General features: G+C 71.3%; 4 protein-coding genes. 1 reads left to right on the top strand and 3 read right to left on the bottom strand.

The window, feature by feature from the left end; all coding sequences use genetic code 11:
- Positions 1–47: 47 nt before the first annotated feature.
- The 3 genes from ACFWOG_RS37795 to ACFWOG_RS37805 form a co-directional block, all read right to left on the bottom strand.
- On the bottom strand, positions 48–1,745 hold the full coding sequence (locus ACFWOG_RS37795; RefSeq protein ID WP_380364004.1) for a DEAD/DEAH box helicase: 1,698 nt from the start codon (positions 1,743–1,745) through the stop codon (positions 48–50).
- A gap of 159 nt (positions 1,746–1,904) precedes the next feature.
- Complete coding sequence (locus ACFWOG_RS37800) at positions 1,905–2,108, bottom strand: cold-shock protein (protein WP_329881899.1); 204 nt, start codon at positions 2,106–2,108, stop codon at positions 1,905–1,907.
- 361 nt (positions 2,109–2,469) lie between these two features.
- Complete coding sequence (locus tag ACFWOG_RS37805) at positions 2,470–4,647, bottom strand: MMPL family transporter (RefSeq protein WP_380364007.1); 2,178 nt, start codon at positions 4,645–4,647, stop codon at positions 2,470–2,472.
- A 551-nt stretch (positions 4,648–5,198) separates the two neighbouring features.
- Here ACFWOG_RS37805 and ACFWOG_RS37810 point away from each other — a divergent pair.
- Positions 5,199–7,448 carry an MMPL family transporter gene (locus ACFWOG_RS37810; protein WP_380364009.1) on the top strand — a complete coding sequence of 750 codons (2,250 nt, stop codon included), beginning with the start codon at positions 5,199–5,201 and terminating at the stop codon, positions 7,446–7,448.
- Positions 7,449–7,478: the final 30 nt, after the last annotated feature.

The raw sequence follows: 7,478 nt of genomic DNA on the forward strand, positions 1-7,478 counted from the left end.
GGCTCCCCCGTTCACCGGGGGAGCCGGGCCGTTCACGGTCGAGTCGCTCAGTCGGCCTGGCGGCGCTGGCGGCCGGTGCCGTAGTTGGAGCCGGACTTGGCGCCGCTGCCGGGCTTGGCACGGCCGGAGGAGCGGCCGATGAATCCGGCCGCCTGGCGGGAACCGCCGCCGCCCTGGCCGCCCTGGCCGCTGCCGGAACCACCGGCACCGAGCCGCTGCTTCGGACGGGGGCGGCGCGGGTTGCCGTTCATGTCGACGTCGGCGGGCAGCGCGGAGCGCTTGCCGGGGCGACGGCGCGGGGCGGAGGACTTGCCCTCGGCCGCCGGGGCGGCGGCCGGGGCGGGCACCGCCAGGGTGACCGGGACGCCGCTGGGGGTACGGGCGCCGGTGATCCGGGTCAGCTCGGCGTCACCGGGACGGATCCTGGTGGTGGTCGGGCGGATGCCGGCCACCGTCATCAGCCGGTTGACCTCGCGGCGCTGGTCGGGCAGCACGAGGGTGACCACGGTGCCGGACTCGCCGGCCCGGGCGGTGCGGCCGCCGCGGTGCAGGTAGTCCTTGTGGTCGATCGGCGGGTCGATGTTGACGACCAGGTCGAGGCCCTCGATGTGGATGCCGCGGGCGGCGACGTTGGTGGCGATCAGCGCGGTGATGTGACCGTCACGGAACTGGTCGAGCACCCGGTTGCGCTGCGGCTGGGACTTGCCGCCGTGCAGGGCCGCGGCCTTCACACCGGTGGCGAGCAGCTGCTTGGCGAGCCGGTCCGCGCCGTGCTTGGTGTGCACGAACATGATCACGCGCCCGTCGCGGGAGGCGATGTGGGCGGCGGCGGAGGCCTTGTCGGCCTGCTCCAGCTGCAGCAGGTGGTGGTCCATGGTGGTGACGGCACCGGCCGAGGGGTCCACCGAGTGGGTGACCGGGTCGGTCAGGAAGCGCTTGACCAGGCGGTCGACGTTGCGGTCCAGGGTGGCGGAGAACAGCATCCGCTGCCCGCCCTCGGCGACCTGCTCCAGCAGCTTGGTGACCTGCGGCAGGAAGCCCATGTCGGCCATCTGGTCGGCCTCGTCCAGCACGGTGATCGCGACGTCGGAGAGGTTGACGTCCCCGCGGCCGATCAGGTCGTCCAGCCGGCCGGGGGTGGCGACCAGCACCTCGGCGCCGCGCCGGACGGCGTTGGCCTGCCGGGTGATCGACATACCGCCGACGACGGTGGCGATCCGCAGGTTGACGGCGGTGGCGTACGGCGTGAGCGCCTCGGTCACCTGCTGGGCCAGCTCGCGGGTGGGCGTCAGCACGAGCGCCAGCGGGTGGCGGGCGTCGGCGCGCTTGCCGGCGGTGCGGGCGAGGACCGGCAGGCCGAAGGCCAGGGTCTTGCCGGAGCCGGTACGGCCGCGGCCGAGCACGTCGCGGCCGGCGATCGAGTCGGGCAGGGTGGCCGCCTGGATCGGGAACGGCTCGATGACGCCCTCGCGGGTGAGCGCGCTCAGGATGCCCTTGGGGAGCTCCAGCTCGGCGAAGCTCGCCGCCGGGGGCCGGGCCGGGGTGCCCTCGACGACGGTGAAGTCGGCGGCCTCGGCGACGCGGGGCGCGTTGCGGCGAGGGGTGCGGGGGGCACCGCCGCGGGGGGCGCCGGAACGGGCGCCCTCGGTGCGGGGCGCGCCGGTGCGCGGGGCACCGCCGGTGCGGGTGGTGCGGGGCTTGCGGGTGCGACCGCCGTCGCGGGGCGGCTGGGCAGGGGTGGTCACGGTTTCTCCATCCGTCGGTCAACAGCCCCGTTCAAAGGGCTGCCCGGCCGTCGGGAAAGGAGTGCGCCGCCCCGGCCGTTCGGCGGCATGGACGAGGGCCCGCACCGTGCGGTACGGGCCCTCGCTACGCGAGATCGCGAGTCAGCTCGGAAGCCGGACTCAGATGACGCGGATGTTCTCGGCCTGCGGGCCCTTCTGGCCCTGGGTCACGTCGAACTCGACCTTCTGACCCTCGACCAGCTCGCGGAAGCCCTGGGCGCTGATGTTCGAGTAGTGGGCGAACACGTCCGGGCCGCCGGTCTCCTGCTCGATGAAGCCGAAGCCCTTTTCGCTGTTGAACCACTTCACGGTGCCGGTAGCCATAACCGTCTCCTCTAACTGGGGCATCGGAGCCCACACCTCGTGGACCCCGTGTAGCCGCGATCCCCATCCGGAGGCTGAAACACCGGACAAAACAAATGCGCCTGTTGGTTGGAACCAGCAGGCGCACACAAGCGTTCATGGGAACCAAAACTGCAACTGGTTCGACTGTAGCACGGCCGCACCCCGATTGACCGGGGATTTTCTGCTCTACAGATCACGTTTGCAGCCCTCGGGAAAGGGGCAACCCGGCGGCGAAAAGCGCACACGGCGCCCGCCGGAGCGGGCGCCGTGTGCGCGTGCGTGGTGCGTGGTGACGGATACGCCGTACGTGCTGCGCCGTACCCGCCGGGTGACCGGTCGGTCAGCGGCGCCCGGCCGCCTCCGGCAGTCCGTGCGCGTCCTGCGAGCCGCCCACGGGGGCGTGGCCGGCGCCCGGGGCGTCGCCGTGGCCGGGCCACCAGGCCGCCCGGCCGATCAGCGCGGTGAGCGCCGGGGTGAAGAACATCGCCATCACGAAGGCCGCCAGGATGATGCCGAAGGCCATCGCGAAGCCGAACTCCAGCATGAAGATGTTGCCCGCGAGCATGAACGTCCCGAACGACGCCGCCAGGATGAAGCCGGCCGCCGCGACGGTCGGACCGCCGTGGCGCAGCGCCTCCCGGGCCGCCTCGCGCGGGGAGCGGCCCTCGCGGGCCTCCTCGCGCAGACGGGCGATGATCAGGATGTTGTAGTCGGTCCCGATCGCCACCACGAAGAGGTAGATCAGGATCGGCAGCATGAACATGATGCCGTGCTCGCCCTTGATGTTCTGGAAGAGCAGGGTCGAGGACCCGAGGGTGGCGGTGAAGCCGAGGCCCACCGAGGCCATCAGGTACCAGGGGGCGACCACGCTGCGCAGTTGGAGCCCGAGGATCAGCAGGATCAGCAGACCTGCGATCGGGAACACCAGCTTGTAGTCGTGGCTCATCGCCAGGTTGATGTCCTTGTAGACGGCGGTCAGGCCGCCGACCTTGGTCTCGGTGCCGCCCGGCGCCTGCGCGTGGGCGACCTCGCGCAGCTTCGTGAGGGTGTCTATCGCCTCGTTGCTGGACGGCTCGTTCTTGAGCAGCACGGTGAAGTCGGCGGTGGCGCCGTCCTCGCTGAGCTGGGGCTTCGACGCGGCGGTGGCCACGCCGGGAACGCCGCCGAGCTTGGCGGCGAAGCCCTCGAACGCACCCGCGTCGAGCTTGCCGCCGCCGGTGGTGGTCAGGTAGACGTGGCTCGGGTCCGCGGCGCCGGCCGAGAAGCCGTTGACCAGCTTGTCCTGGACGACCATCGACTCCTTGTCCTTGGGCATGGAGCTGCCCGCGAGGTCGAAGGTGCCGTTGTAGCCGAGGGCGCCGGCCGAGAGGGCCAGCAGCACGCCGCCGGAGGCCACGGCGACCAGGGCGGGGCGCTTCTGCACCAGGCGGCCGAGGGCGAGGAAGCGGGCGTCCTTGGGCTCGTTCATCCACTTCTTGCCGGGCCAGAAGACCGCGCGCGCCGGGATGACGGCGAGCAGGGCCGGGGCCAGGGTGAGCGAGGCGAACGCGGTGACGACGACGGCGATGGCCAGGGCCGGGCCGAGCGCCTTGAACATGCCGAGGCTGGAGAGGATCAGCACCGCGAAGGCGACGGTGACCGCGCCGGCCGCGGAGGCGATGGCCTCGCCGACCCGGCCGACCGCGTTGGCGACGGCTTCCTTGCGGTCGTCACCGGCGCGCAGCCGCTCGCGGTAGCGGAACGCCAGGAACAGGAAGTAGTCGGTGCCGACACCGAGCACCACGACGATCAGGATCGCCGACAGGACCGGTGTGCTCTCCAGTTTGAACGCCTTGGTGGCGTAGGCGATCAGGCCGTTGGCCGCCGGCATGGCGATGATCAGCGAGACCACGATCGGCAGCAGTCCGGCGAGGACGCTGCGGAAGATGATCCCGACGATGATCACGACCAGCACCAGGGTGGCCAGCGCGATCACGGCGTCGGCGGCTCCGGAGGACTCCTTCTGGTCCAGCGCCTGGGCGGCTGCGCCGCCGAGCTGGAACTTGAGGTTGGTCCCGGAGGTGAGGGACTTGCCCTCGTCCCGGAGCTTCTTGGCGGCCTCGCCGAACTCGTCGGACTGCTGGGTGGCCTTGTCGATGGCGATCGGGGCGAGCGCGTACTTGCCGTCCTTGGAGGTCGACTGCTCGCTCGCCGGGACGATCTTCTCGACGTGCTCGATCTTCTTGTCGGTGAGACCCTGGACGATCTTGGCCATGGCGTCCTTGTCGGACGCGTCCATCGGGGCACCGTCGTTGCGCTCGAAGAGCGCGAGTGCGGACGGCGTGAAGTTGGCCGGGAACGCCTTCTCCTGGAGCACCGAGGCCTGGATCGACTCGTAGTGCTTGGGAAGGAACGAGGCCTCGTCGGTCTGCGCGGTGATCTTCGGGGCCGATGCGGCGATGGCGATCATCGCGATGACCCACGCCGCGATCACCCACCAGGCGCGACGGACGACGAAATGTCCTAGTCGGTGGAACATGCTCGTGATGCCTCCTGGGCATGGTTCACCGCAGCCCTTGGGGGACGGGACGCCGGGCGACGGATCGAGACCGGCCCGGGCCGTGCAGGGGCACAGCACCTAGCCGGTCGGCAGGTAAGTATTCAGGGAGCATCATCCTACGACCGCTTGCTTGCCGGCCGGCAAGCAACCCCCGTAACCCTGTAGCCGATCCCCCTGAGGCCGCCGTACGGAGGCCGCACCCATCTTCGCGCGCGTACGACACCCGTGACCTCGTGCTCCGGGTGGAGACCGATCCCCCTCAGGGTGGACTTTTTACCCTCCCGCAGGGAGGAGAAGTCAGGGTTCCCTGGTAGGGAAAACCCCACCCCTCCCCCGAGGAAGACCACAGGGGGAACTCCCCCGCCAGCCGGATACTCCGTCAACCTCCGTCTCCCTAAGGTCGATTGCGACGCCGGATCCGCAGCCGGCCTCCGCTCCCGGCGGCCGACCACCGCCGTACCACCGGCCGCACCCGCTCACCGGGGCTCCGGCCGCTCTCCCAGGGGGACCTCGTGAAGACCAAGCTCGGCATGGCCGCCGCGATGGGCGCATGGAGCGCCCGGCACAGAAAGACGGCCGTCTTCGGCTGGCTGATCTTCGTCGTCGCCGCCGCGTTCCTCGGCGGCCTGCACGGAAGCACCCAGGTCAAGGAGTCCGAGGCGATGCCCGGCCAGGTCTCCCGGGCCGCCAAGATCCTCGACGACGCCGGACTCAAGTCCCCGGCGAGCGAGACCGTGCTGATCCAGAGCGCCACCCTGACCTCCGAGGCCCCCGCCTTCAGGACCACCGTCGAGCAGGTGATCAAGGGCGTCGACGGCACCGGCAAGGCCGACGGCATCCGCTCCCCGTACGACACCCGGGCGATCTCCGCGGACGGCCACTCCGTCCTCGTCCAGCTCACCGTGAAGGGCGATCACGACGAGGCGGTCGAGAACGTCACCGCCGTGGTGGACGCCGTCGCCGCCGTGCAGAAGCAGCACCCCGACCTCACCGTGGTCGAACTCGGCGACGCCAGCTCCGGCAAGTGGATCGACCAGCAGTTCGCCGACGACTTCGCCCGCGCCGAGTGGACGGCCGTCCCGCTCGCCCTCGGCATCCTGCTGATCGCCTTCGGCGCGCTGGTCGCCGCCGTCCTCCCCGTGGTCCTCGCCATCACCGCCTTCGTCGCGGCCGGCGGGCTGGTCGCCCTCAGCAGCGGGTTCCTCCACACCAGCAACAACGCCAGTTCCGTGATGCTCCTCGTCGGCCTCGCCGTCGGCGTCGACTACTGCCTGTTCTACCTGCGCCGCGAGCGCGAGGAGCGGGCCGCCGGCCGCGACCTGGACACCGCGCTGAAGGTCGCCGCCGCCACCAGCGGCCGGGCCGTCCTGGTCTCCGGCGTCACCGTGGTGGTCGCCATGGCCGGCATGTTCCTCACCGGAATCGCCGAGTTCCAGGCCATGGCCTACGCCACCATCGTGGTCGTCGTCACCGCGGTGCTCGGCTCGCTCACCGTGCTGCCCGCCCTGCTGTCCATGCTCGGCGACCGGGTCGACAAGGGCCGCGTCCCCTTCCTCCGCAAGCTCCGCCGCGCCGACGCCGCCACCACCGGCGGCCGGTTCTGGAACGCCGTCCTCACCCCCGTGCTGCGCCGCCCGCTGGCCGCCACCGTCCTCGCCGGCGCCGTCCTGCTCGGCCTGTCCGCGCCCATGCTCACCATGCACACCGCCAACCTCACGTTCCAGCAGCAGCTGCCCGAGGGCAACCGGCTGGTCGCCGTCTCGCAGAAGATCGAGGCCGCCTTCCCCGGCAGCCCGGCCCCCGCCTCCGTGGTCATCAAGTCCACCGACATCGACTCCCCCGCGATGACCGCGGCGATCGCCGACCTCAAGGCGAAGGCCCTGGCCAGCGGCCGGATGCACGGCCCGGTGGACGTCACCGTCCACACCGAGCAGAACGTCGCCACCGTCGACATACCGCTCAACGGCACCGGCAACGACGACGTCAGCAACGGCGCGCTGAAGGCCCTCCGCGAGGACCTGGTGCCCTCCACCGTCCTCAAGGTGCCCGGCACCGAGGCCCCGGTCACCGGTCGCACCGCCGGCTCGTACGACTTCAACGCCAAGATGACCGGCTCGATGCCGCTGGTGTTCGGCTTCGTGGTGGCCTTCGCCTTCCTCCTGATGCTGACCTCGTTCCGCTCGCTGGCCGTCGCCGGCACCGCCGTGGTGCTCAACCTGCTCTCGGTCGGCGCCGCGTACGGCGTGCTCACCCTGGTCTTCCAGCACGGTGTCGGCGCCTCGCTGCTCGGCACCGCCGGGGTCGGCGCGGTCGAGTCCTGGGTGCCGCTCTTCCTCTTCGTGATCCTCTTCGGCCTCTCGATGGACTACCACGTCTTCGTGGTCTCCCGGATCAAGGAGGGCCACGACCGGGGCATGCCGACCCGGGCCGCCGTCGCGCACGGCATCCGCTCCACGGCCGGGGTGGTCACCAGCGCCGCGGTGATCATGGTGGCGGTGTTCGGGGTCTTCGGCACCCTCTCCATGCAGGCGATGAAGCAGATGGGCGTCGGCCTCGCGGTCGCGGTGCTGATCGACGCGACGATCATCCGCGCGGTCCTGCTGCCCGCGGTGATGACCCTGCTCGGGGACCACAACTGGTACCTGCCCCGCTGGCTCGGCCGGCTGCCGAACCTCTCGCACGGCGAGACCTTCCCGCCGGTCGGCGCCCCCGCCGCGACGATCGCCCCGCCGGCCCCCGAGCCGGCCCTCCAGGCCCGGCACCGCCGGATCGAGGTCTGAACATCACCTCCGACCTCACACCCGACTGGC

The organism is Kitasatospora sp. NPDC058406 (genome assembly GCF_042722765.1).
GTDB lineage: Bacteria > Actinomycetota > Actinomycetes > Streptomycetales > Streptomycetaceae > Kitasatospora.

Coding starts and splice junctions, on each gene's coding strand:
- ACFWOG_RS37800 (WP_329881899.1), bottom strand. CDS start 2,108: ATGGCTACCGGCACCGTGAAGTGGTTCAACAGCGAAAAGGGCTTCGGC.
- ACFWOG_RS37805 (WP_380364007.1), bottom strand. CDS start 4,647: ATGTTCCACCGACTAGGACATTTCGTCGTCCGTCGCGCCTGGTGGGTG.
- ACFWOG_RS37810 (WP_380364009.1), top strand. CDS start 5,199: ATGGCCGCCGCGATGGGCGCATGGAGCGCCCGGCACAGAAAGACGGCC.